The following is a 22,989-nucleotide window of genomic DNA, read 5'->3' as shown; positions in this document are numbered from 1 at the left end:
AAACGTACCCCTCGGACGACCGACCCCGCAGTCGGCCGTTCGGGGGGACATCGTCAGTCGCGGATCGTCGCCCCGAAGCGTTCCGCGGCGACGGCGACACCGGCGAGCTTCGCGTCGGTGGCCTCCGATGCCGTCAGCGTGCGGTCGTCGGCGCGGAACCGCAGCGCGAACGTGAGGCTCTTCGACCCGTCAGCGACGCCGGCACCGCGGTAGTCGTCGACCAGGCGCAGATCCTCGAGAAGCTGCCCCGCGCCGTCGACGAGGGCGGCCCGCACGTCACCGGCGGCGACGTCCGCCGGCACGACGAGGGACACGTCCTGCGTCGCCGCGGGGAAGGTCGCCAGTGAGGGGGAGACCTCCGGTTCGCGCACGAGCGACAGGATGCCGTCGAGGTCGAGCTCCGCGACGAACACGCGTCCGTGCAGGTCGGCCGCCTCGGCGACGGCCGGGAGGAGCTCGCCGACGTAGCCGACCTCATCACCGCGCACGGTGAGGATGCCGGTGCGCCCCGGGTGGAGCGCTGCGCGCTGACCCTGCTGCACGTCGATCTGCACGCCCGCCGCGGCGGCGATCGTGCGGACCGCGCCGAGCGCGGCCGCGAGGTCGTTCGGCGCCGCGGCGCCGCCGGGACGCTTGACCGCCGCGTTGCCGTGGAGAAGCACGGCAACGTGCCGCGGCTGCGGCGGGATGGAGCCGTGCAGGGCCGCGAGGGTCTGCTCGTCGGGGCGCTGCGCGAGCGGCGGGACGGTGTCGGTGCCGTAGGTCACGCCCTCGTCGGGGGTGAAGACGCTGCCCGATTCGAAGAGCGCGAGATCGGTGAAGCCGCGCGAGACGTTCCGGTGCGCGATCTGCAGCAGACCGGGCAGGAGCGAGCGTCGCAGGTACGGCGCCTGGCCGTCGAGCGGGTTCGCGAGACGGATCGAGGGGAGGTGCTCCCCCGTCGCCGAGCCGTGGAGGTCGTTCTGCTCCTCGGTGGTGAACGGGAACGCGACGACCTCGACGAACCCGGCCGCGGCGAGGGCGTTCGCGACGCGCCGGCGTCCGCGCTGGTGCGGCGTGAGTCCGCGCCCGGACGGCGGGGTCGGGAGGATGGAAGGGATGCGGTCGAGCCCGTGGATGCGGGCGACCTCCTCCGCGAGCGTCCAGCGGTCGGTGAGGTCGGGACGCCAGGACGGCGGGATGACCTCCCAGGCCTCGCCCTCGTCCTCGACGTCGCATCCGATCGTCTCGAGGGCGCCGACGACCTCGTCGTCGGAATAGTCGACGCCGATCAGGCCGGCGGTGAAGGTCTTCGGCAGCTCGATCGACGGGATGAACACCTCGGCGAACAGTGCGCCGCCGGTCTCCGTGTCGAGCGTGCCGCCGGCGAGCTCGACCATGAGGTCGGCGACGCGGCGGGCGGCGACGAACGGGATGAGCGGGTCGACGCCGCGCTCGAAGCGTCGCGACGCCTCGCTGGGCAGCTTGTGCCGGCGGGCCGTGCGTGCGATGGACACGGTGTCGAAGATCGCCGCCTCGATGAGGACGTTGCGCGTGGCATCCCCCATCTCGGTCCTGCCGCCGCCCATGACACCCGCCAGGCCGATTGGGCCGGAGTCGTCGGTGATGAGCAGGTCCTCGGTGTGGAGCGTGCGCTCCTTGCCGTCGAGGGTGGTGAGCTTCTCCCCGGCGGTCGCGCGACGGACGGTGATGCCACCGGTCAGCGTGTCGAGGTCGTAACCGTGGATCGGGTTGCCGAGTTCGAGCATCACGTAGTTGGTGATGTCGATCAGGATGCCGAGGGAGCGGACGCCGGCGAGCGTGAGCCGCGCGGTCATCCACGGCGGCGTCGGGCGGGAAGGGTCCACGTCGCGCACGATGCGGACGACGAACTCGCTCGCGCCGGGGTTGCCGTGGATGGGCGCCGCGTCGTCGATCGCGACGGGGAATCCGCCTGTCGGCTGCTCGAGCTCCTCGAAGTCGCGCAGACCCGGGTCGCGGAAGGTCGCTCCCGTGGCGTGGGCGTATTCGCGTGCCACGCCGCGGATCGACAGGGCGTAGCCGCGGTCGGGGGTGACGTTGATGTCGACGGCCACGTCGTCGAGCCCGAGCAGGGAGATGGCGTCGGTGCCGACCTCGGGGTCGAGACCGAGTTCGGTGAGGCGCAGGATGCCGGAGTGCTCGTCGCCGAGGCCCAGCTCCTTGGCCGAGGCGATCATGCCGTCGGAGACATGACCGTAGGTCTTGCGTGCGGCGATCGGAAAGGGCCCGGGAAGGACCGCACCGGGCAGGGTCACGACGACCTTGTCGCCCTCGAAGAAGTTGCCGGCACCGCAGACGATGCCGCGGATGCCGCCGTTCGCCTCACCGACGTCGACCTGGCACCACCGGATGGTCTTGCCGTTGGACTGCGGCTCGGCCTCGAACGAGACGACACGGCCGACGACGATCGGTCCGCTGAGGTCGAACGTGTGCACGTCCTCCTCCTCGAACCCGACCGAGACGAGCGACGCGAGGACGTCCTCGGGGGTCGTGCCGGGCGCGACGTCGACGTACTCGCGCAACCAGGAGAGCGGGACGCGCATCAGACCACCATTCCGAACTGCTCGCTGAAGCGGACATCGCCTTCGGCCATGTCGCGCATGTCCTGCACATCGCTGCGGAACATGAGGGTCCGCTCGATGCCCATGCCGAAGGCGAAGCCCGAGTAGACCTCGGGGTCGATGCCCGCGGCGCGGAGGACGTTGGGGTTCACCATCCCGCATCCGCCCCACTCGATCCAGCGCGCGCCGCCCGGGAAGGTCGGGTGCCACAGGTCGAGCTCGGCGGACGGCTCGGTGAACGGGAAGTAGTTGGTGCGGAACCGGGTCTTGGCCTCGGCACCGAAGAGGACCTTCGCGGCGTGGTCGAGCGTGCCCTTGAGGTTCGCCATCGTGATGCCCTCGTCGATCACGAGGCCCTCGAACTGCGTGAACGCGGGCAGGTGGGTCGCGTCGAACTCGTCGGTGCGGTACACCCGTCCCGGGCAGAGGATGTAGATCGGCACTTCGCGCTCGAGCATGGAGCGCACCTGAACGGGGCTCGTGTGCGTGCGCATGACCAGGTGACGCGCCACCGGGTCGACGAAGAAGGTGTCCTGCATCTGACGCGCAGGGTGGTCGGGGGCGAAGTTCAGCGCGTCGAAGTTGAACCACTCGTGCTCGAGCTCGGGACCCTCCGCGATCTCCCACCCCATGCCGACGAAGAGGTCGGCGATCTCCTCCTGCAGGAGCGAGATCGGATGCCGCGCCCCGACACGCGTCGCGGGGACGATCGCGGTGATGTCGACGCGCTCGGCCTCGAGCTTCGCCGCCGTCTCGGCCGCGGCGAGCTCGGCCTCACGGGCGGCGAGCGCCTGGTTCACACGACCGCGAGCCTGACCGACGAGCTTGCCGAAGGCGGCCTTCTGGTCGTTGGGGACGTTCCGCAGCTCGGCGTTCAGACGCGCGAGCGGCGACCCCTCCGCGGTGTGGGCCGAACGGGCGGCTTTGAGCGCCGTGGTATCGGGAGCGGCGGCGAAGGCGGCCAGCGCCTCGGCGACGGCGGCATCCACCGCCTCGGGGGTGATCTGGGGTGCGTCGGACACGAGAGACGAGTCTACCGGCGGCCCGGAGTGCGGCCCGCCGGTAGGACGACGTCAGAGTGTCGGTGCGTTGCCGGGATCGAACTTGCCGGCGCCCTTCTGGGCCGCGATCAATTCGGTGTCGGTCGTGGGCGCCACGGGGTGATGAACTCCGCCGGCACCTCCGCGCGTGCCGGGCGAACGACGCAGACGCTTCTCGACGAGGGTGGCGACCCACGAGAGCAGGAGACACATCGCGATGTAGATCGCCCCGATGACGATGCCGGCCTGCAGGATCGGTCGACCCGGCTGGGACGTCAGCTGCTTGGCGAAGTAGAGCAGCTCCGGGTAAGTGATGATGAAGCCGAGCGCCGTGTCCTTCAGCGTGACGACCAGCTGCGCGATGATGACGGGCAGCATCGCACGGATCGCCTGCGGCATGAGGATCAGGCGCATGACGCCGCTCTTGCGGAGGCCGATCGCGTACCCGGCTTCCTTCTGGCCGCGGGGCAACGATTCGACGCCGGCGCGGATCACCTCGGCGAGCACGGAGCCGTTGTACATGACGAGGGCGATGACCACCGCCCAATACGGCTCCATGCGGATGCCGACGGTCGGCAGACCGTAGTACATCAGCGACATGAAGATCAGGACGGGGATCGCGCGGAACAGCTCGGTGATCGCGGCGACGGGTACTCGGATGACGGCGTGGTCGGACAGTCGCCCCACCGCCAGGACGAGGCCTAGGATGATGGCGCCGACGGCGGCGAGACCGAACGCCGCGAGCGTGTTGCCCAGCGCGCGCAGAATGTTCATCCAGACGGCACCGAACGAGAAGACGTACCAGCGGTCCGGCGCGAACTGACCGGTCACCGCGAAGCGGTAGCCGATGAAGCCGAGTACGCCGAACACGGCGACCACGGTGACGACGCCGAGGATGCGGTTGCGGAGAATTGCCCGGGGGCCCGGGACGTCGTACAGGACGGAAGTCATCGCGCGATCCTCCACTTGTTCTCGAGATAACGCTGGAGCCAGCTGAGCAGCAGGACGAGGACCACGAAAACGACGGCGACCCAGAGGAGGACGGTGAGGGCGTTCTCGCCCCGTTCGCTGAGGTTCGCACGGATGACGCCCAGTTCAGCGACGCTGAAGCCTGCGGCGACCGTGGTGTTCTTGAGCAGCGCGATGAAGACGCTCATCATCGGCGGCACGACCGATCGGAAAGCCTGCGGCATGACGACGAGAGTCATCACCTGCGTGAAGGTGAGCCCGATGGCGCGAGCAGCCTCGGCTTGGCCGACCGGAACGGTGTTGATGCCTGCCCGGATCACCTCGGCCACATAGGTCGCGGTGTAGACGCCGAGTGCCCAGATGGCCAGCACCGTGAACCCCGGATTCGGCAGGCGCAGAGCGGGATAACCGAAAGCGAAGAAGAAGAAGACGAGCGTCAGGGGGGTGTTGCGGACGATGTTGACGTACAACGTTCCGAACGCCCGCGCGACGGGGATCGGCGAGACACGCATCGCCCCGACGAGCGTCCCGAGGACGAGCGCGATCGCGCCGCCCGCGAGGAAGAGCAGCAGCGTGTTGCGCAGCGCCTCGCTCCACAGATCGAGGTTGTCGGTGATGACGCCCACTTCGTCTCCTTGGCTGGTGCGGGGCGGGGGCTCGCGCCCCCGCCCCGGATCATGGTGTCAGCGTGATTCAGTACGCGTCGACAGCGGGCTGCTCGACGGTGATCCCGGACTCGCCGAGGTTCTTGTCGAAGATCGCCTGCCAGGTGTCGCCGCCCTCGGTGAAGAGGTCGTTGATGTGCGCACGAAGGGCGTCGTCACCCTTGCGCAGACCCACGCCGTAGTTCTCCTCGCTGAAGGGCTCCCCCACGACCTTGACGTCGTTCGGGTACAGCGCCGCGTAGCCGATGAGGATCGCCTGGTCGGTCGTGACGGCGTCGACGGTGCCGTTGATCAGCGCATCGACACATGCCGAGTAGAGGTCGAACTCCTCGGTCGGCACGTCGGGGTAGTTGTCCTTGATGTTCTGGATCGGCGTCGAACCGGTCGCGGAGCACACCGTCGTGTCGGCGCTGAGGTCGTCCTCGCTCGCGATGTCGCTGTCCGCGGCGACCAGGAGACCCTGACCCGTGGTGAAGTACGGGCCGGCGAAATCGATCTGCTCCTTGCGGGAGTCGGTGATCGAGTAGGTACCGACGTAGTAGTCGACATCGCCGTTCACGATCGACTGCTCGCGGTTCGCGGACGCGATCGCCTTGTACTCGATCTGGTCCTCGTCGTACCCGAGGGATGCCGCGATCCAACGCGCGATGTCGACGTCGAAGCCCGAGCGCTCATTCGTCGTGGCGTCGAGGAATCCGAGACCAGGCTGGTCCTCCTTGACGCCGACGATCACGCCGTCCCGTGCCGTCATGGCGTCGAAGGTGGGGCTGCCGTCGAGCGACACGTCGCTGGCGACCTCCCAGAGGGCCTCGCTGCCCTCGGTGCCTTCGCCGCCGGTGCCGCCCTCGGCGCCGGGAGCGGTGGGGCTGCCGCTGTTGCAGCCGGCGAGCGCGAGTGCCGCGATCGCGATGCCGGCGAACGTGCCGGCGAGTCGAGTCTTACGCATGTGATCCTCCTGGTTTCGTGTCGTGCTTCGTTCGTCGCGCCGGTGCAGGGCGCGGACGTCTCAGTGGGTGATGAGCTTCGAGAGGAAGTCCTTCGCGCGGTCGCTCTTCGGGTTCGTGAAGAACTCCTGCGGCGCGGCCTCCTCGACGATCTGGCCGTCCGCCATGAAGACCACGCGGTCCGCCGCCTTGCGGGCGAAGCCCATCTCGTGGGTGACGACGATCATCGTCATCCCGTCCTGCGCGAGGCCGACCATGACGTCGAGGACCTCGTTGATCATCTCGGGGTCGAGCGCGGACGTCGGCTCGTCGAAGAGCATCACCTTCGGCTTCATCGCGAGCGCACGGGCGATCGCCACGCGCTGCTGCTGGCCGCCGGAGAGCTGCGCGGGCAGTTTGTCGGCCTGGTGGCCGACGCCCACGCGGTCGAGCAGCTCACGGGCGAGCTTCTCGGCATCCGCCTTTTTCATGCCCTTCACCTTGATCGGCCCGAGCGTCACGTTGTCGAGGATCGTCAGGTGCGAGAACAGGTTGAACGACTGGAAGACCATGCCGACGTCGGCACGGAGCGCGGCGAGCGCCTTGCCCTCCGCGGGGAGATTGGCGCCGTCGATCGTGATGCGGCCGCTGGTGATCGTCTCGAGACGGTTGATCGTGCGGCAGAGGGTCGACTTACCGGACCCCGACGGGCCGACCACGACGACGACCTCGCCGCGGTTCACCGACAGGTTGATGTCGGTGAGCGCCTGGAAGTCGCCGTAGTGCTTCTGCACGTCGGACATGACGACGAGCGGCTCGCCTCGACGAACGTCGATGTTCGACGTGCGCGGCGCAGGATCGGCAGCAGGAGTGGTCATGGAACTCACCCTAGGCAACGCCCGCCCCGGTGAACGAGCGGATGCCGCGGGGTTTACAGTTCCGTAATCAACCCTCGAGAATGGTCGCTTCAGGTCGCGCGCTGCGCGAAAGCCGATTCGTAGAGGCAGACGCTCGCCGCCGTCGCGAGATTCAGCGACTCGGCGCGGCCGTAGATGGGCAGCCGGAGCGACAGGTCCACGAGCTGGAGGGCCTCCTCATCGAGTCCGCGCGCCTCGTTCCCGAAGACCCACGCGGTCGGCTCCGCCAGGGTCGCCCGGTGATCGACGAAGTCCTCTCCCCCGACGTCGGCCGCGACGATGCGCAGACCCGCGGAGCGCGCCCGCCCCGTCGCATCCGCGAGGTCCACCCCCACCGCGACCGGCAGGTGGAAGAGCGAACCGGTCGTCGCGCGGACGACCTTGGGGTTGAAGGGGTCCACCGTGCGACCGGTGAGGATGACCGCGTCGGCACCGACGGCATCCGCTGCTCGGATGATCGTCCCGAGGTTGCCCGGGTCGCGCACCTCCTCGCAGATCACGATGAGGCGGGGCTCGCCGCCGAAGACGTCGCGCACCGAGGTCGGGACCTGGCGGGCGACGGCCACGATGCCCTGGGGCGTCACCGTGTCGGCCATGGCGTCGATGACCTGCTCGCTCGCGAAGGCCACCTCGACACCGGCATCGGATGCCGCATCGCGGATGTCCTGATGCTTGTCCCATGCCGTCGGGGTCGCATACAGCTCGAGCAGGGTGTCCGGCCGCCAGAGCAGAGCCTCCCGGGCGGCCTGCGGGCCCTCGAGGAGGTAGAGGCCGGTCTCCTGCCGCGCCGTGCGCTTCGTCAGCTTCGCGACCGCGCGGACGCGCGGTGAACGTGGGTTCTCGAGCACGCTCTCAGTGTAGGGCGGCGCGCGGCGAGCACCGGCATCCGGGAACGCGAAAAGGCGCCCTCCGAAGAGGACGCCTTCTCACGGATGCTGAGGCGATCAGGCCTTGGGGGCGTTGACGTCGGCCGGCAGCGCAGCCTTCGCCGTGGCGACGAGCGACGCGAAGACGGCCGGCTCGTTGACCGCGAGCTCGGCGAGCATGCGGCGGTCGACCTGGACGCCCGCGAGGCCGAGGCCCTGGATGAAGCGGTTGTACGTGATGCCGTTCTGGCGGGCAGCGGCGTTGATGCGCTGGATCCAGAGGCGACGGAAGTCGCCCTTGCGCTTGCGACGGTCGCGGTACGCGTAGACGAGCGAGTGGGTGACCTGCTCCTTCGCCTTGCGGTACAGACGCGAACGCTGTCCGCGGTAACCGGAGGCGCGCTCGAGGATGACGCGACGCTTCTTGTGGGCGTTGACAGCCCGCTTGACTCTAGCCATTTCTTCTACTTCCTAGGGTGTTGCGTCGGCGCTCAGAGGCCGAGGAGCTTCTTGGCGACCTTGGCGTCGCCGGGAGCCAGGATCTTGTCGGCGGACAGGCGGCGGGTGCGCTTCGTGGGCTTGCCCTCGAAGTTGTGACGGAGGTTCGCCTGCTGCTTCTTGATCTTTCCGCTGCCGGTGACCTTGAAGCGCTTCTTGGCGCCCGAGTGGGTCTTCTGCTTGGGCATATCTCTTCCTTCGTTGTGGTTCCCGCCGGGCGGGGGTCTGGGGCCGCTTACTCCGCCGGAGCGGAGGCGGGGGTCTCGTCGGCCTGACCGGTGCGCGCCTCGCGGGCGGCCTGCTTCGTCGCGGCGCGGGCCGCGTTCTGCTCGGTCTTGACCTCGGACTTGTTCTTGTGGGGAGCCACCACCATCACCATGTTGCGGCCGTCGATCGTGGGGTTGGACTCCACGGTGCCGAACTCGGCGACGTCCTCCGCGAACTTGCGGAGCAGACGCACACCCTGCTCGGGACGCGACTGCTCGCGACCGCGGAACAGGATCATCGCCTTCACCTTGTCACCGGCCTGGAGGAAGCCCTCCGCGCGCTTGAGCTTGGTGATGTAGTCGTGCGCCTCGATCTTCAGACGGAACCGGACCTCCTTGAGGACGGTGTTCGCCTGATTGCGCCGCGCTTCCTTGGCCTTCTGCGCAGCCTCGTACTTGAACTTGCCGTAATCCATGATCTTGACCACGGGGGGCTTCGAGTTCGGGGCTACCTCGACGAGATCGAGGTCGGCCTCCTGGGCCAGGCGCATGGCCACCTCGATGCGGACGACGCCGACCTGCTCACCCGCGGGTCCGACGAGGCGGACCTCGGGGACGCGGATGCGGTCATTGGTGCGGGGATCGCTGATGCGGAACTCCTCTTTCGTGCGGTGGACGGCCTCCGGTGACACGGAAATGTGTCGCCGGGCGGAAGATCGTCACGTCCACCCCGCACGATGCACGCATCGGCGTTCTGTGTTCTGCACCCTGGACAACCTCGCGGAACGAGGCGGAGTGCGGGACCCGGTAGCCTGGAGCGGCAAGCGCGGGTGGGATGTGATCCTCTTTCGACACGGAGCAGAACACTCCGGTGCCCGCAGAAGTCTAGCAGAGAGCAGCACGTGAGCACTATTCCGGCCGACCACAGCGACCACGACCCCGAGCGCCTCTCGCGCTGGGACGAGCAGGAGCGGGTCGCACAGTCCGCCACGCGGGACATCGCGGACGTCCCCGCCGTCGAGGTGATCACGACCACCTCGGTGCACCTCATGAGCGCCGCGGCCGTGAAGCTCGGCCTCGCCGACGACCCCGACACCCAGAAGGACCTCGACGAGGCGCGCAAGCTCATCAACGCCCTCGCCGGCCTCATCACCGCCGCCGCCCCCGAGGTGAGCGACATGCACGCCCGATCCCTCCGCGACGGGCTGCGCACACTGCAGCTCGCCTTCCGCGAGGCATCCAGCATCCCCGACCCGATCGGCAAGGGGCCCGGCGAGAAGTGGACCGGCCCCGTCACCTGACGATCAGGCGCGCACGAGTTTGACCGTCAGCGAGTCCACCAGGACCGCGACGCGGTCATCCGCGGCCCATCGCGAAGCCAGACGCTGCAGGATCGCGTCGAGCGCCGCCTGATCCAGGCCTTCCACGAGGTGGAGACTGACGATCAGTTCCGGCCCGCGCAGCCGCGAGTGCGGGTCGCCCGTCGCGACGGACAGGTCGAGCACACCGAGCTCGGTGCCGATCGACTCCTGCAGGCCGGCGAACACCTCGGGCGAGGTGTGCGGCGGCTCCCAGCCCTGCCCCTGACCGATCGCCCAGACCGCCGGACGACGCAGGACGAACTCGGTCTCACTGCCGGGGTCGATCACGATGAGGTCGGTGTCGTCCGCGGCGGCCGACAGCGCCGTGCGGACGCCGTCGGCGGGGACCGGACGGGCCGCGGCATCCCACCGCGACATCGCCTGCACGGAGGAGAACACCGGCAGGACGCGGCGCCCGTCGGGCGCGGCGACGGTGACGATCGAGAGCTCCTGCGTCTTGTCGACGGTGAGGCCCGTCGGGCCGACACCCTCCTCGCCCTTCTCGGCGACGAGGGGGATCAGCAGGCGTGCCGTGCGATACGCGTCGACGACCGCCGCGGCATCCCCCTCCCCCGCGTGGAACGCGGTGAGCGCGGCCAGCAGCGCGGGGTCGGCGCTGCCGTCGTCGCCGCTGTGGGGGTTGGGCTGAAAGCTCCGCCCCTCCCAGGGCACGCCGGCGGAATCCGCCGAGTGCGCGTGCGGGTCAGTGTCCGGCGACATCCAGCGCCTCGGCCAGCGTGAACGCGCCGGCGTACAGGGCCTTGCCGACGATGGCGCCCTCGACGCCGAGGGGGACGAGTTCGCGCAGCGCCGCGATGTCGTCGAGGCTCGAGATGCCACCGGAGGCGACGACGGGCTTGTCGGTGCGGACGGCGACCTCGCGCAGCAGCTCGATGTTCGGGCCCTGCAGCGTGCCGTCCTTCGTCACGTCGGTGAGGACGTAGCGGCTGCACCCGGCATCCTCGAGGCGGTCCAGCACCTGCCACAGGTCGCCGCCGTCGCGGGTCCATCCGCGCGCCGCGAGCGTGGTGCCCCGGACGTCGAGACCGACGGCGATCGCCTCGCCATAGCGGCGGATGACGTCGGCGGCCCACTCCGGGTTCTCGAGCGCGGCGGTGCCGAGATTGATGCGCGTGGCGCCGGAGTCGAGCGCCGCGTCGAGCGATTCGTCGTCGCGGATGCCGCCCGAGAGCTCGACCTTCACCCCGCGGAGCGACTTGATGACCTTGCGCAGCAGGGCCGCGTTCGACCCGCGACCGAACGCGGCGTCGAGGTCGACGAGGTGGATCCACTCGGCCCCCTGGCGCGCCCACTCCTGGGCTGCGTCGACGGGGTCGCCATAGCTCGTCTCGGTGCCGGCCTCACCCTGCGTCAGTCGGACGGCCTTGCCGTGGGCGACGTCCACAGCGGGCAGCAGGATCAGTTCGGGCGTGGATGCGAATTCGTTCATGGCTCCGGGTGGGACGATGTGCGCACCGGGCGCGCGCACAGAGGGACACGTTACTAGGACGCGGGAAGCGACCCGATCCAGTTCGACAGCAGACGGATGCCGGCAGCGCCCGACTTCTCGGGGTGGAACTGCGTCGCCGACAGCGGGCCGTTCTCGACGGCGGCGAGGAACGGCGCCCCGTAATCGCACCAGGTGAGCACCGGCTCGCGGAACGGCTTGATGACGTCGAGGGTCCAGTCCTGCGCGCCGTAGGAGTGCACGAAGTAGAAGCGTTCGTCCTCGAGTCCGGCGAAGAGGGTCGACCCCTCGCCGGCGCGGACGGTGTTCCAGCCCATGTGGGGCAGCACCGGTGCCTGCAGCTCGGTGACCGCGCCCGGCCACTCCCCGAGCCCCTCGGTGTCGACACCGCGTTCGACGCCCAGCTCGAACATCACCTGCATCCCGACGCAGATGCCGAGGACCGGCGTCCCCCCGGCGAGACGGCGACCGATGAGCTCGTCTCCGCGACTCGCGCGCAGGGCCGACATGACGGCGGAGAAGGCCCCGACGCCCGGGACGAGGAGTCCGGCGGCGTCGGCGATCAGGCCGCGATCCTTCGTCAGCCGCGCATCGGCGCCCGCTTCGCTGAGCGCCTTGACCGCCGAGTGGACGTTGCCGGAGCCGTAGTCGAGGACCGCGACGAGCGGTGAACCCGTCACAGGGCGCCCTTGGTGCTCGGGATGCCGGCGACGAGGGGATCGAGCGCCTTCGCCTGCCGGAACGCGCGGGCGAAGGCCTTGTACTCCGCCTCGGCGATGTGGTGCGGGTCGCGGCCGGCGACGAGGGTCACGTGCATGGTCAGGCCGGCGTGGAAGGCGATCGCCTCGAAGGTGTGGCGCACGAGCGAGCCGGTGAAGTGGCCGCCGATGAGGTGGAACTCGTAACCCGCCGGCTCACCCGAGTGGACGAGGTAGGGGCGGCCGCTGATGTCGACGACCGCCTGCGCCAGCGCCTCGTCGAGCGGGACGAGCGCATCGCCGTACCGCGAGATGCCGGACTTGTCGCCGAGTGCCTGGCGGATCGCCTGGCCGAGCACGATGGCCGTGTCCTCGACGGTGTGGTGCGCGTCGATGTGGGTGTCGCCCGTCGCACGGACCGTCAAGTCTGTGAGCGAGTGCTTCGCGAACGCCGTGAGCAGGTGGTCGAAGAACGGCACGGTGGTGTCGATCGTGCTTCGACCGGTGCCGTCGAGGTCGAGCTCGAGCTCGATGGTCGACTCGCTGGTCGCCCGCCGGACGGAGGCGGTGCGGGGCGCAGGGGTGCTCATGCCCCGAGTCTACCGAGGCATGATGAGCCGACCGCGCCCGTGACGGACGTCGGCTCAGAGGGAGGCGAGCGCCTCGAGGAACGCCGTCGACTCCTCTTCGCTGCCCGCCGTGACGCGGAGGGTGTGCGGCAGGCCGACGTCGCGGATGAGGACGCCGCGGTCGTAGAGACCCTGCCAGGTCGCCGCCGGGTCGTCCACGCCCCCGAAGAGGACGAAATTGGACCAGCTCTCGTACGGCGAGTACCCGAGCGCCGACAGGGTCGCCGAGATGCGGTCGCGCTGCGCGACGATGTCGTCGACCATGCGGAGCATCGTCGGGGCGTGGCGGAGGGCGGCCGTGGCCGCGGCCTGGGTGAGTGCGCTGAGGTGATACGGCAGGCGCACCAGGCGGAGCGCGTCGATGAGCGCGGGATCGGCGGCGAGGTAGCCCACGCGCGCCCCGGCGAACGCGAAGGCCTTGCTCATCGTGCGCGACACGACGAGACGCTCGCGGTCGTGAAGCAGCGTGAGCGCGGACGGCTCGTCGCGCGCGGCGAACTCCTGGTACGCCTCGTCGACGATCACGATGCCCCGGGAGGCCTCGTAGACGGCCTCGATGACCTCGAGCGACAGCGGCGTGCCGGTGGGGTTGTTCGGTGTGCAGAGAAAGACCACGTCCGGCTGAGCGCGTTCGATCTGCTCGGCGGCATCCGCTGCGGACAGGGTGAAGTCGTCGCCGCGCGTACCGCTCACGTAGGTGGCGCCCGTGGCGCCCGTGAGCAGCGGGTACATGGAGTACGTCGGCGCGAACCCGAAGGCCGTGCGCCCCGGCCCACCGAAGGCCTGCAGGATGTGCTGGAGGACCTCGTTCGACCCGTTGGCCGCCCAGATCTGATCCGGTTCGAGACCGTGGCCCAGGTAATCCGCGAACCCCTCGCGCAGAGCCGTGAACTCACGGTCGGGGTAGCGGTTGATGTCCCGCAGCGCCTGCGCGATGCCGTCGAGGATGTCGTCCGCGACCTCTTCGGGAACCGGGTGGGTGTTCTCGTTGACGTTGAGCGTCACGGGCAGCGACGCCTGCGGGGCGCCGTAGGGGATCTTGCCGCGCAGGTCGTCGCGGAGGGGGAGGTCGTCGAGACTGGCACTCACCCCGCCATCGTAGGACGTGCCGCGGCCTTACTCGCCCGCCTGCGCCGAGTAGGTGGCCGGGATCGCGATCGACTGCCCGGGGTCCACCGCCGAGGACGACAGCGCGTTGAGGCGGACGATCTCGTCGATGACGTCGCGCGGGTCGCTGTCGGGCGCGATGTCCTGCGCGATGCTCCACAGCGATTCACCGGGCATCACGGTCACGGTGTCGAAAGACCCCGCGGACGCCCCCGCGTCGCCGCTCGCGAGAGCACCCCCGCTGGAGAGGATGCCGACGCCCAGAGCGACGACCACGGGCAGTGCGGCGAGCGTGGCGAGGACACGGCGGCCCCGCGTGGTCATCCGGAGGCGCGTGCGCACGACAGGCGCAGTCGCGGTGCTGGTGGTCGCGGTGCTGGTTGTCGCGGTGCTGGTTGTCGCGGTGATCGAGTTCATGGTGTCCTCCTCGGGGTGACCCCGGTCAGATGAGATCTTCGCCCCCGCCCGTCGGCCGGGACGGACGGGTGCGAAGTTCTCTTCCGAATCTATCTTCGAAGTTCGTCGACTGTCAAGGGTGCGGTTGTCCGCAGATCGATCGAAGACGACACGCGGTCGGCTACGGGACGATCCGATCGACACCGGATACGGTTTCGATGACCAGAGCCCATCACCAACCTCCGACATTCGAAGGCGAGTGCTCCCGGAGGGACCCCGGGGTGACGAAAGGAACGACATGAGCGACAAGCCGCAGACGCGTCGGCGCAAGAGCCTGAGCGACAAGCAGCTCGCCATCCTCGAGGTGATCCAGCGCTCCATCGCCCGTCACGGATACCCGCCGAGCATGCGCGAGATCGGCGACGCCGTCGGCCTCAAGTCGCTCTCGAGCGTCACCCATCAGCTCAACCAGCTCGAGCTGAGCGGCTACCTCCGTCGCGACCCCGGCAAGACGCGCGCCATGGAGGTCCTCATCGATCTGCCGGGCTCGGCGGGCGAGAACCCTGCGGACGTCGCCCCGAGCGTCGGCGACGCGGCGATGGTGCCGCTGGTCGGCCGGATCGCCGCCGGCGTCCCCATCACCGCCGACCAGCAGGTCGAGGAGATCTTCCCCCTCCCCCGTCAGCTCGTCGGCAAGGGCGAACTGTTCATGCTGAAGGTCTCGGGCGACTCGATGATCGACGCCGCGATCTGCGACGGCGACTGGGTCGTCGTCCGCTCGCAGGCCACCGCCGACAACGGCGAGATCGTCGCCGCCATGCTCGACGGCGAGGCGACGGTGAAGACCTTCCGCCAGCGCGACGGTCACACGTGGCTGCTCCCCCGCAACTCGGCCTTCGAGCCGATCCTCGGCGACGACGCGGTCGTCCTGGGCAAGGTCGTCGCGGTCTTGCGCGCCGTGTGACGGCGCGCACGCGAAGAGAGGGGATGCCGGGCGGCATCCCCTCTCTTCGTTGCGGCGTCAGACCCCGGCGCCCACCTCGGCGCGGACCGCGCGAGCCGCCGCGACGATGTGGCGGAGGGAGGCGACCGTCTCGTCGTACCCGCGCGTCTTCAGACCGCAGTCCGGGTTCACCCACAGGCGACGGACGTCGAGCTCCGCGACGGCGCGCTCGAGCAGCGACGACACCTCGTCGACGGACGGCACGCGCGGAGAGTGGATGTCGTAGACGCCCGGTCCGATGCCGTGGGCGAATCCGGATGCCGCCACCTCCGAGATGACCTCACCCCGACTGCGAGCGGCCTCGATCGACGTGACGTCGGCATCGAGCGCCGCGATCGCGTCGATCACGACCCCGAACTCGGAGTAGCAGAGGTGCGTGTGGATCTGGGTCTCGTCGGCGGCGCCCGCGGTGGCGAGCCGGAAGGACCCGACCGACCAGTCGAGGTACGCCGGCTGATCGGCGGTCCGCAGCGGCAGGAGCTCCCGGAGCGCCGGCTCGTCGACCTGCACGATCGCGATGCCCGCCCGCTCGAGGTCGGCGATCTCGTCGCGGAGCGCGAGGGCGACCTGGTCGGCCGTCTCGCCGAGCGGCTGGTCGTCGCGGACGAAGGACCAGGCGAGGATCGTGACGGGTCCGGTCAGCATGCCCTTGACGGGCGCGGCGGACAGCGACTGCGCGTAGGCCGCCCACGGCACCGTGATGGGTGCGGGGCGCGAGACGTCCCCCCACAGGATCGACGGGCGCGTCGCGCGGGAGCCGTAGGACTGCACCCACCCGTTGCGGGTGACGGCGAACCCGTCGAGGTTCTCGGCGAAGTACTGCACCATGTCGTTGCGCTCGGGCTCGCCGTGCACGAGGACGTCGAGCCCGATGTCCTCCTGCAGAGCGATGACGCGCGCGATCTCGTCGCGGAGGAACCCTTCGTAGGTCGCCTCGTCGATCTCGCCGCGCGTCGCGCGGGCGCGCGCCCGGCGGATCTCGGCGGTCTGCGGGAAGGATCCGATCGTGGTCGTCGGGAGCGCCGGCAGACCCAGCACCGCGTCCTGTGCGGCGGCACGCACCTCGAACGGGGTGCGGGATCGGTCTGCCGGGGTGAGCCCGCCGGCACGGGCGCGGACGGCGCCGTCGCGGACCCCGGGCGCCGAGCGGCGGTCGGCGAGGGCGGCCGTCGCGGCATCCAACTCCCCGGCGATCGCGTCGCGACCATCGGCGAGCCCGCGTGCCAGGGTCGTCACCTGGGAGACCTTCTGATCGGCGAAGGCGAGCCAGGACACGAGGCGGGGATCGAGGTCGGGCTCGTCGGCGAGGTCGTGCGGCACGTGCTGCAGCGACGTCGAGGTGCCGACCGCGACGGCCGCGGCGCCGAGGCCGCCGACCGCGTCGAGCACGTCCGCCGCGCCGGCGAGGTCGCCCCGCCAGACGTTCCGGCCGTCGACGACGCCCGCGACGATCACCTTGTCGTCGAGTCCCGCGACGGGCGACGGCACGCCGCCGCGGGTGAGGTCGATCGCGAGGCCCTCGGCGGCGGAGGCGGCGATCGCGCGCCAGGCGGGCTCGGAGAGCGCGCCGTATCCGGCGGCGACCAGGATCTCGGGACGGTCGCCGGAGGCGGTGAGGACGTCGAGTGAGCGGGCGGCGGCGGTCGCGAGCTCGTCGTCCGAGTACCCGAGCGACTGGCTCACGAGGGCCGGCTCGTCGATCTGCACCCATTGCGCCCCTGCGTCGCGGAGAGCGGCGAGCAGCTCGACGTACACGGGTAGCAGGTCGTCGAGCCGGTCCAGCGGGCGCGTGCCGGGGGCCGCGGCATCCGTCCCTTTCGCGAGGGCGAGGAAGGTGACCGGGCCGACGAGCACCGGACGGGTGACGTATCCGTCCGCGACGGCCTCCGCCACCTGCCGCGCGAACCGATCGCTCGAGAGGGCGAACCGCGTCTCGGGGCCGATCTCGGGCACGAGGTAGTGGTAGTTCGTGTCGAACCACTTCGTCATCTCCAGCGGCGCGGCCTCGCCCACGCCGCGGGCGGCGGCGAACAGGGCCGACAGCGGCACCGACCCGTCCTCCGCACGCAGGTGCGCGAACCGCTCGGGAAGGGCGCCGACGGCCGCGGCGACGTCGAGGACCTGGTCGTAGAAGGAGAACGTCTCGGGGATCGACGAGTCACCGCGACCCAGCCCGAGCTCGGCGAGGCGGGCGCGGGTGGTCCGGCGCAGGTCGGCGGCGACGGACTCGAGTCCCGCCTCGTCGAGCGCGCCGCTCCAGTGGGCCTCGACGGCGCGCTTGAGTTCGCGGCGACGGCCGATGCGGGGGTAGCCGAGGATCGTTCCGGCGGGGAAGGCGGTCATGAGGTCTCCTCTGTCGCGGGGATGATGCCCGCCTCGCGCAGGGTGGCGAGGACGGTGTCGTGATTGTTGAAGGCGTAGAGATGGATGCCGGGGGCACCGCCCGCGAGGACGGCCCGGCAGAGATCGGCGGCGTATCGGACGCCGATCTCGCGGCGACCGTCGGCGGTGGGCTCGACGTCGAGGTCGACGGCGAGGGTGCCGGGGACCTGCTCGCCCGTCAGCTCGATGACGCGGCGCAGCCGGGAGGGCGAGGTGATCGGCATGATGCCCGGCAGGATCGGGATCTCGACCCCGGCACTGCGGGCGCGGGCGACGAAGGCAAGGTAGTCGTCGGCGTGGAAGAACAACTGGGTGATCGCGAGGGTCGCCCCCGCGGCCTGCTTCGCGAGGAGGGCGTCGATGTGCTCGGCGGGGTACCGCGAGCGCGGGTGGCCGTTGGGGAAGGCGGCGACGGCGATGTCGACGCTCGGCCGCCGCTCGACGCGGGCGGCACCGGGGACGCCGGGGATGGGCTCCTCGGTGTACGGGGACGTCTCGGCCTGCACGCGGTCGATGAGCTGCACCAGCTGGGCCGCGCTCTCGAGGTCGCCGAGCGCCGCCGCATCCTCTCCGGCTCCCGCCGGCGGATCCCCCCGCAGCGCCAGGAAGGAGCGGATGCCGGCGTCGAGGAACTCGCGGATGAGGGCCGTCGCCTCGGCGTACGAGCTTCCGATGCAGGTCAGGTGCGCCAACGGCTCGACGCGCGTCTCGCGCAGGATGTGCGTGAGCACCTCGAGGGAGCGACCGCCGCCGGAGCCGCCGGCGCCGTAGGTGACGGAGATGAAGGCGGGGTCGACGGCGGCGAGCCGGTCGATCGTCTCGTAGAGGGCGGCGTAGGACGCGTCGCTGCGCGGCGGGTAGACCTCGAACGAGACCGGCACCGTCGTGACCGACGGGGGCTGGATGATCGACATGGCGGTGCTCCGGAGACGGGACGGAAAGGCCTGGCGGCCGCGGACCGCACACACGGGTGCGGGGACATCGCGGGCGGGTGCCGGGCTCGGCTGTCGCTCCGGGCCCGGGGTTCCGGGCCACTGTTGATGCCCTCATGCTGCCACGCGGGTCGGCGCCGTGACGGGCATGTGACGCCCGGTTTCGAGCCGGCCGCCGCGTACCGTGGAGCCATGACGACGATCTCCCCCTACGGTTCCTGGATCTCGCCGCTGTCCGCCGCCGAGGCCTCCGCCGCGGCCGCGCGGTTCGACGGCGCACGGTACGTCGGCGACGAGATCTGGTGGGGCGAGTCCCTGCCCGACGAGGGCGGCCGGACGACGGTGCGCCGCGCGGCCGACGACGGCACCGCGATCGACGTGCTGCCCGCGCCCTGGAGCGCCCGGTCCCGCGTGCACGAGTACGGCGGTGGGTCGTGGACGACCTCCGACGACGGCCGTCTGTTCTTCGTCGAGAAGACAGACCAGCGCGTCTGGATGCTGCGCCCCGGCGGCGAGCCTGTGGCCCTCACCCCGGTCGACGACCGCGCCCGCCACGGCGGCCTGCGCTGGCAGGCGGGCACCCTGCTGGCCGTCCGCGAGGTCCACGACGACTCCCCCGTCCCCCGCCGGTCGATCGTTGCGATCCCGCTCGCGGGCGGCGAGGTGCGTGAGCTCGTCACCGGGAGCGACTTCCTCGCTCAGCCCGCCCTGTCGCCCGACGGCCGGCGGCTCGCCTGGGTCGCGTGGGACCACCCGGACATGCCGTGGGACCGCACGCAGGTCCGCGTCGCGGAGCTCGACGACGGCCTCGTGTCGACCTGGCGGACGGTGACGTCGGGCGCGACCGCCGCGCTGCAGCCGGAGTGGGATGCCGCGTGCCGCCTCGTCTTCGTCGACGACCCGACGGGGCGGTGGAACCTCCGCCGCGAGGACGCGGCATCGCCCGAGGGATCCGTGCCGGTCGCACCCGCGGACGCGGACACCGGCGGCGGCCTGTGGGTGCTCGGCGTGCGGTGGTACGCCCCGCTCGCCGACGGGGGATTCGTCGCCGTCCGCACGAACGGTGCCGACGAGGTCGTGCGGATCGGGGCGGACGGCGTCGTCGCCGCGACGGACGTTCCGGCACGATCCCGCGTCGTCGTCGAGGACGTGGCGGGCTCGCGCGCGCTCGTCTCGGGGGCGGGCCCTGGGATCACCGGCATCTGGGAGATCGCCCCGGACGGACGCGCGCGCCTCGTCCGCGGCACACCCTCGGGTCTGGGCGCGGAGTGGATCCCGCCGGTGCGCCCGCTGACCGTCCCCGGACCGCACGGCGGCGTCCACGCCTACGACCACCCGCCGACGAGCCCGGACTTCGCCGCCCCCGAGGGCGAACTGCCGCCGTACCTCGTCCTCGTGCACGGCGGCCCGACGGCGCACGTCGGCGGCGTCGCCGACAGCCGAATCACCTTCTTCACGAGCCGCGGCATCGGCGTCCTCGAGGTCAACTACGGCGGCTCGACGGGGTACGGACGCGCCTACCGCGAACGACTGCGGGGGCAGTGGGGCGTCGTCGACCGCGACGACGTGGCAGCCGCGGCATCCGGTCTCGCGGCGGAGGGACGAGCGGATGCCGCCCGCATCGCGATCGCCGGTGGTTCTGCCGGCGGGTGGACCGTCCTCGCCGCCCTCGTCGGGACGGACGTGTTCAGCGCGGGCATCTCCCGCTACGGGGTGGGGGATGCGCGGCTGCTGGCGACCGACACCCACGACTTCGAGGCGCGCTACCTCGACGGGCTCATCGGGCCCCTGCCCGAGGCCGAGGCGCTCTACCTCGAACGCTCACCCCTCGGCCACACGGAGGGCTTCCGCGTGCCGGTGCTCCTGCTGCAGGGCGCCGACGACGCGGTGGTGCCGCCGTCGCAGGCCGAAGCGATCCGGGACGCGCTGGCGGCGAAGGGCGTGCCCCACGCCTACGTCCTGTACGACGGCGAGGGGCACGGCTTCCGACGGGCGGAGAACGTCATCCACGCGCTCGAGTCCGAACTCGCCTTCCTGGGCGAGGTGTTCGGTTTCGAGACGCCCGGCGTCCCCGCGATCACGCTCAGCTGACCGCGGGCGCGCTCAGCGGGTGAAGGGCGCGAGCTCCGCGGCGAGTCGCTCCGACACGTGCGCGTGGACGGCGGTGCCGCCCTCCTCGTGGCGCGTCGACAGGATGTGACCGGACTCGTGGACCGCGTTGACGAGGTCGCCGCGGTCGTACGGCACGAGCGCCCGGACCTCGACGGCCGGCAACGGCAGGGCGTCCTCGATCGTCGCGCGCAGCTCGGCGACGCCTTCGCCCGTCCGGGACGAGACGAAGTGGGCCTTCGGCTCGAGCCCGCGCAGCACGAGCCGCGTGTCGGGGTCGATGAGGTCGGCTTTGTTGAAGACGACGATCTCGTTCGTCGAGCGAGCGCCCACGTCGCCCATCACGTCGCGCACGGTCGCCAGCTGCGCCGCCGGATCGGGGTGCGACCCGTCGACGACGTGCACGATGACGTCGGCATCGCCGACCTCCTCGAGCGTCGAGCGGAACGCCTCGACCAGCTGGTGCGGCAGGTTGCGGACGAACCCGACGGTGTCGGTGAGCGTGTAGACGCGTCCGTCGGCGGCCTGGGCCCGGCGCACCGTGGCATCCAGGGTCGCGAACAGGGCGTTCTCGACGAGGACACCCGCGCTCGTGAGCTTGTTCAGCAGGCTCGACTTGCCGGCGTTCGTGTACCCCGCGATCGCGACCGAGGGGATCGTGTTGCGCTTGCGCTCGGCGCGCTTGGCGTCGCGGGCGGGCGCGAAGTCGCGGATCTGCCGGCGCAGCATCGCCATGCGGGTGCGGATGCGGCGACGGTCGAGCTCGATCTTCGTCTCACCGGGACCACGCGAGCCCATACCGGCACCCCCGGCACCGACCTGACCACCCGCCTGACGGCTCATCGAGTCACCCCACCCGCGCAGGCGCGGGAGGAGGTACTCGAGTTGGGCGAGCTCGACCTGCGCCTTGCCCTCGCGGCTCTTGGCGTGCTGGCTGAAGATGTCGAGGATGACGGTCGTGCGGTCGATGACCTTGACCTTGACGACGTCCTCGAGCGCACGCCGCTGGCTGGGGGCGAGCTCGGTGTCGGCGATGACGGTGTCGGCGCCGACGGCGACGACGAGGTCGCGCAGCTCCGCGGCCTTCCCGCGGCCGATGTAGGTCGCCGGGTCGGGGTGCGGACGCCGCTGCAGCACGCCGTCGAGGACGACGGCACCGGCGGTCTCGGCGAGCGCCGCGAGCTCGCGCAGCGAGTTCTCAGCATCCTGCGTCGATCCCTGCGGGTAGACGCCCACGAGGACGACGTTCTCGAGGCGCAGCTGCCGGTACTCGACCTCGGTGACGTCCTCGAGTTCGGTCGACAGGCCGGGGACGCGGCGCAGCGCAGCGCGCTCCTCGCGGTCCCATTGCTCGCCGTCGGTGTCGCCGTAAGCGACGGTGCTCTCGTCCTGCAACGCCTGTGCGGCACCGAACACGCGCACCCCCGAACGCGCTTCGGCGCGCGCGAGCACGCGGTCGACCCGGTCCACCGGTTCGTCCGTCGCGGCAGGGGTGGTGGTGTCTGTCATGTGATCCTTTCGCGGCCTCGCGGCCATCCGTGAACTCTAGCTTCCCGCGCCCGGGACCGCCTCCGCTACGCTCGTCGCATGGGGAGCGACCATTACTTCAGCGCGTCCCCGTCCAGCTCTGAGAACCTCCGCCGCATCCGTGTGTCCCTCGCCGGTCGCGATGTCGAGGTGACGACGGCGGGCGGGGTGTTCAGTCCCGACCACATCGACGGCGGGACGGCGGTGCTCCTGGCGAACACTCCCCCGCCACCGGCCGGCGGTCATCTGCTCGACCTCGGATGCGGCTGGGGTCCGATCGCGCTGTCCCTCGCCCTCGACGCCCCGCGCGCCACGGTCTGGGCCGTGGACGTCAACGAGCGGGCTCTGGACCTCGTCCGCCGCAACGCGGAGGAACTCGGCCTCGACAACATCAACGCCGTGCAGCCCGAAGATGTTCCGGAGGGCGTCGCCTTCCGCACGATCCGTTCGAACCCTCCGATCCGGGTGGGCAAGGACGTCCTGCACGGGATGCTCGAGACCTGGATCCCCCGGCTCGCCGAACGCAGCGACGCGTGGCTCGTCGTCCAGCGCAACCTCGGCTCCGATTCGCTGCAGCGCTGGCTCGCCGCCTCGCTGGACCGCGGCTACTCGGTCAGCCGCGCGGCGACTGGACGCGGCTTTCGCGTGTTGAAGGTGCGCCGCCACGGCACACCCGCGACGGGCACGATCCCGCTCCCCTGACGTCGCCGT

23 protein-coding genes are annotated in these 22,989 nt (G+C 70.8%); 4 read left to right on the top strand and 19 right to left on the bottom strand.

The window, feature by feature from the left end; translation table 11 throughout:
* Positions 1 to 53: 53 nt before the first annotated feature.
* The 10 genes from pheT to infC all read right to left on the bottom strand — a co-directional run bounded on the left by pheT (position 54) and on the right by infC (position 9,358).
* The gene (pheT, locus tag Q9S36_RS37220; protein WP_311289797.1) at positions 54 to 2,564 is read right to left on the bottom strand and encodes a phenylalanine--tRNA ligase subunit beta; all 2,511 of its coding nucleotides are present in this window, start codon (positions 2,562 to 2,564) and stop codon (positions 54 to 56) included.
* Entirely contained in the window at positions 2,564 to 3,604 is a 1,041-nt protein-coding gene (gene pheS / locus Q9S36_RS37215; RefSeq protein ID WP_311289796.1) for a phenylalanine--tRNA ligase subunit alpha, read from the bottom strand. The genes pheT and pheS overlap by 1 nt, the downstream gene beginning before the upstream one ends.
* Before the next feature lie 51 nt (positions 3,605 to 3,655).
* Complete coding sequence (locus Q9S36_RS37210; protein ID WP_311289795.1) at positions 3,656 to 4,573, bottom strand: amino acid ABC transporter permease; 918 nt, start codon at positions 4,571 to 4,573, stop codon at positions 3,656 to 3,658.
* Positions 4,570 to 5,217: an amino acid ABC transporter permease gene (locus Q9S36_RS37205; protein WP_311289794.1), complete on the bottom strand. Its 648-nt coding sequence runs from the start codon at positions 5,215 to 5,217 to the stop codon at positions 4,570 to 4,572. Before Q9S36_RS37205 ends, Q9S36_RS37210 begins: the two co-directional genes overlap by 4 nt.
* Positions 5,218 to 5,284: 67 nt before the next feature.
* Positions 5,285 to 6,202 (bottom strand): glutamate ABC transporter substrate-binding protein, encoded by a 918-nt coding sequence (locus tag Q9S36_RS37200; RefSeq protein ID WP_311289793.1) that lies wholly within the window; start codon positions 6,200 to 6,202, stop codon positions 5,285 to 5,287.
* 60 nt (positions 6,203 to 6,262) lie between these two features.
* Positions 6,263 to 6,982 carry an amino acid ABC transporter ATP-binding protein gene (locus Q9S36_RS37195; protein WP_311289817.1) on the bottom strand — a complete coding sequence of 240 codons (720 nt, stop codon included), beginning with the start codon at positions 6,980 to 6,982 and terminating at the stop codon, positions 6,263 to 6,265.
* A gap of 164 nt (positions 6,983 to 7,146) precedes the next feature.
* Positions 7,147 to 7,944: an RNA methyltransferase gene (locus Q9S36_RS37190; protein ID WP_311289792.1), complete on the bottom strand. Its 798-nt coding sequence runs from the start codon at positions 7,942 to 7,944 to the stop codon at positions 7,147 to 7,149.
* A gap of 96 nt (positions 7,945 to 8,040) precedes the next feature.
* Entirely contained in the window at positions 8,041 to 8,421 is a 381-nt protein-coding gene (rplT, locus tag Q9S36_RS37185) for a 50S ribosomal protein L20 (protein ID WP_064003211.1), read from the bottom strand.
* A 32-nt stretch (positions 8,422 to 8,453) separates the two neighbouring features.
* Positions 8,454 to 8,648 (bottom strand): 50S ribosomal protein L35, encoded by a 195-nt coding sequence (rpmI, locus tag Q9S36_RS37180; RefSeq protein WP_064003210.1) that lies wholly within the window; start codon positions 8,646 to 8,648, stop codon positions 8,454 to 8,456.
* A 47-nt stretch (positions 8,649 to 8,695) separates the two neighbouring features.
* Positions 8,696 to 9,358 carry a translation initiation factor IF-3 gene (gene infC, locus Q9S36_RS37175; protein ID WP_082886179.1) on the bottom strand — a complete coding sequence of 221 codons (663 nt, stop codon included), beginning with the start codon at positions 9,356 to 9,358 and terminating at the stop codon, positions 8,696 to 8,698.
* A gap of 210 nt (positions 9,359 to 9,568) precedes the next feature.
* On the opposite strand from infC, the gene Q9S36_RS37170 reads away from it, so the two are divergent.
* Positions 9,569 to 9,967 (top strand): DUF1844 domain-containing protein, encoded by a 399-nt coding sequence (locus Q9S36_RS37170; RefSeq protein ID WP_064003209.1) that lies wholly within the window; start codon positions 9,569 to 9,571, stop codon positions 9,965 to 9,967.
* 3 nt (positions 9,968 to 9,970) lie between these two features.
* Here Q9S36_RS37170 and Q9S36_RS37165 read toward each other — a convergent pair whose 3' ends face one another.
* From Q9S36_RS37165 to Q9S36_RS37140, 6 genes are read right to left on the bottom strand one after another with little or no spacing between them, the layout of a single operon-like run.
* Positions 9,971 to 10,747: an SseB family protein gene (locus Q9S36_RS37165; protein WP_311289791.1), complete on the bottom strand. Its 777-nt coding sequence runs from the start codon at positions 10,745 to 10,747 to the stop codon at positions 9,971 to 9,973.
* Entirely contained in the window at positions 10,731 to 11,477 is a 747-nt protein-coding gene (gene priA, locus Q9S36_RS37160) for a bifunctional 1-(5-phosphoribosyl)-5-((5-phosphoribosylamino)methylideneamino)imidazole-4-carboxamide isomerase/phosphoribosylanthranilate isomerase PriA (protein ID WP_311289790.1), read from the bottom strand. The genes Q9S36_RS37165 and priA overlap by 17 nt, the downstream gene beginning before the upstream one ends.
* A gap of 53 nt (positions 11,478 to 11,530) precedes the next feature.
* On the bottom strand, positions 11,531 to 12,175 hold the full coding sequence (gene hisH / locus Q9S36_RS37155; protein ID WP_311289789.1) for an imidazole glycerol phosphate synthase subunit HisH: 645 nt from the start codon (positions 12,173 to 12,175) through the stop codon (positions 11,531 to 11,533).
* Positions 12,172 to 12,783, bottom strand: a complete 612-nt coding sequence (gene hisB, locus Q9S36_RS37150; protein WP_064003205.1) for an imidazoleglycerol-phosphate dehydratase HisB — start codon at positions 12,781 to 12,783, stop codon at positions 12,172 to 12,174. The genes hisH and hisB overlap by 4 nt, the downstream gene beginning before the upstream one ends.
* Positions 12,784 to 12,837: 54 nt before the next feature.
* Positions 12,838 to 13,911 (bottom strand): histidinol-phosphate transaminase, encoded by a 1,074-nt coding sequence (locus Q9S36_RS37145; protein WP_311289788.1) that lies wholly within the window; start codon positions 13,909 to 13,911, stop codon positions 12,838 to 12,840.
* A 27-nt stretch (positions 13,912 to 13,938) separates the two neighbouring features.
* Entirely contained in the window at positions 13,939 to 14,346 is a 408-nt protein-coding gene (locus Q9S36_RS37140; RefSeq protein WP_396653916.1) for a LysM peptidoglycan-binding domain-containing protein, read from the bottom strand.
* Positions 14,347 to 14,623: 277 nt separating this feature from the next.
* Here Q9S36_RS37140 and lexA point away from each other — a divergent pair, with 277 nt between their 5' ends.
* A complete protein-coding gene (gene lexA / locus Q9S36_RS37135; protein ID WP_064003202.1) occupies positions 14,624 to 15,289 on the top strand; it encodes a transcriptional repressor LexA in 666 nt (221 codons plus the stop codon).
* A gap of 57 nt (positions 15,290 to 15,346) precedes the next feature.
* Here lexA and metE read toward each other — a convergent pair whose 3' ends face one another.
* Positions 15,347 to 17,671 carry a 5-methyltetrahydropteroyltriglutamate--homocysteine S-methyltransferase gene (gene metE, locus Q9S36_RS37130; RefSeq protein ID WP_311289787.1) on the bottom strand — a complete coding sequence of 775 codons (2,325 nt, stop codon included), beginning with the start codon at positions 17,669 to 17,671 and terminating at the stop codon, positions 15,347 to 15,349.
* The gene (locus Q9S36_RS37125) at positions 17,668 to 18,624 is read right to left on the bottom strand and encodes a methylenetetrahydrofolate reductase (RefSeq protein WP_311289786.1); all 957 of its coding nucleotides are present in this window, start codon (positions 18,622 to 18,624) and stop codon (positions 17,668 to 17,670) included. The genes metE and Q9S36_RS37125 overlap by 4 nt, the downstream gene beginning before the upstream one ends.
* A gap of 210 nt (positions 18,625 to 18,834) precedes the next feature.
* On the opposite strand from Q9S36_RS37125, the gene Q9S36_RS37120 reads away from it, so the two are divergent.
* Positions 18,835 to 20,733 carry a prolyl oligopeptidase family serine peptidase gene (locus Q9S36_RS37120; protein WP_311289785.1) on the top strand — a complete coding sequence of 633 codons (1,899 nt, stop codon included), beginning with the start codon at positions 18,835 to 18,837 and terminating at the stop codon, positions 20,731 to 20,733.
* A gap of 12 nt (positions 20,734 to 20,745) precedes the next feature.
* Here the strand turns inward: Q9S36_RS37120 and hflX are convergent, their stop codons facing one another.
* The gene (gene hflX / locus Q9S36_RS37115; RefSeq protein WP_311289784.1) at positions 20,746 to 22,260 is read right to left on the bottom strand and encodes a GTPase HflX; all 1,515 of its coding nucleotides are present in this window, start codon (positions 22,258 to 22,260) and stop codon (positions 20,746 to 20,748) included.
* A 78-nt stretch (positions 22,261 to 22,338) separates the two neighbouring features.
* On the opposite strand from hflX, the gene Q9S36_RS37110 reads away from it, so the two are divergent.
* Positions 22,339 to 22,980, top strand: coding sequence for a methyltransferase (locus Q9S36_RS37110; RefSeq protein WP_311289783.1), 642 nt, complete (start codon positions 22,339 to 22,341; stop codon positions 22,978 to 22,980).
* The last annotated feature ends 9 nt before the right edge of the window (positions 22,981 to 22,989 follow it).

This window comes from Microbacterium sp. ARD31 (genome assembly GCF_031844425.1).
Note: the sequence above shows the minus strand (reverse complement) of the source record. Positions and strands in the feature narration are given on the sequence as shown.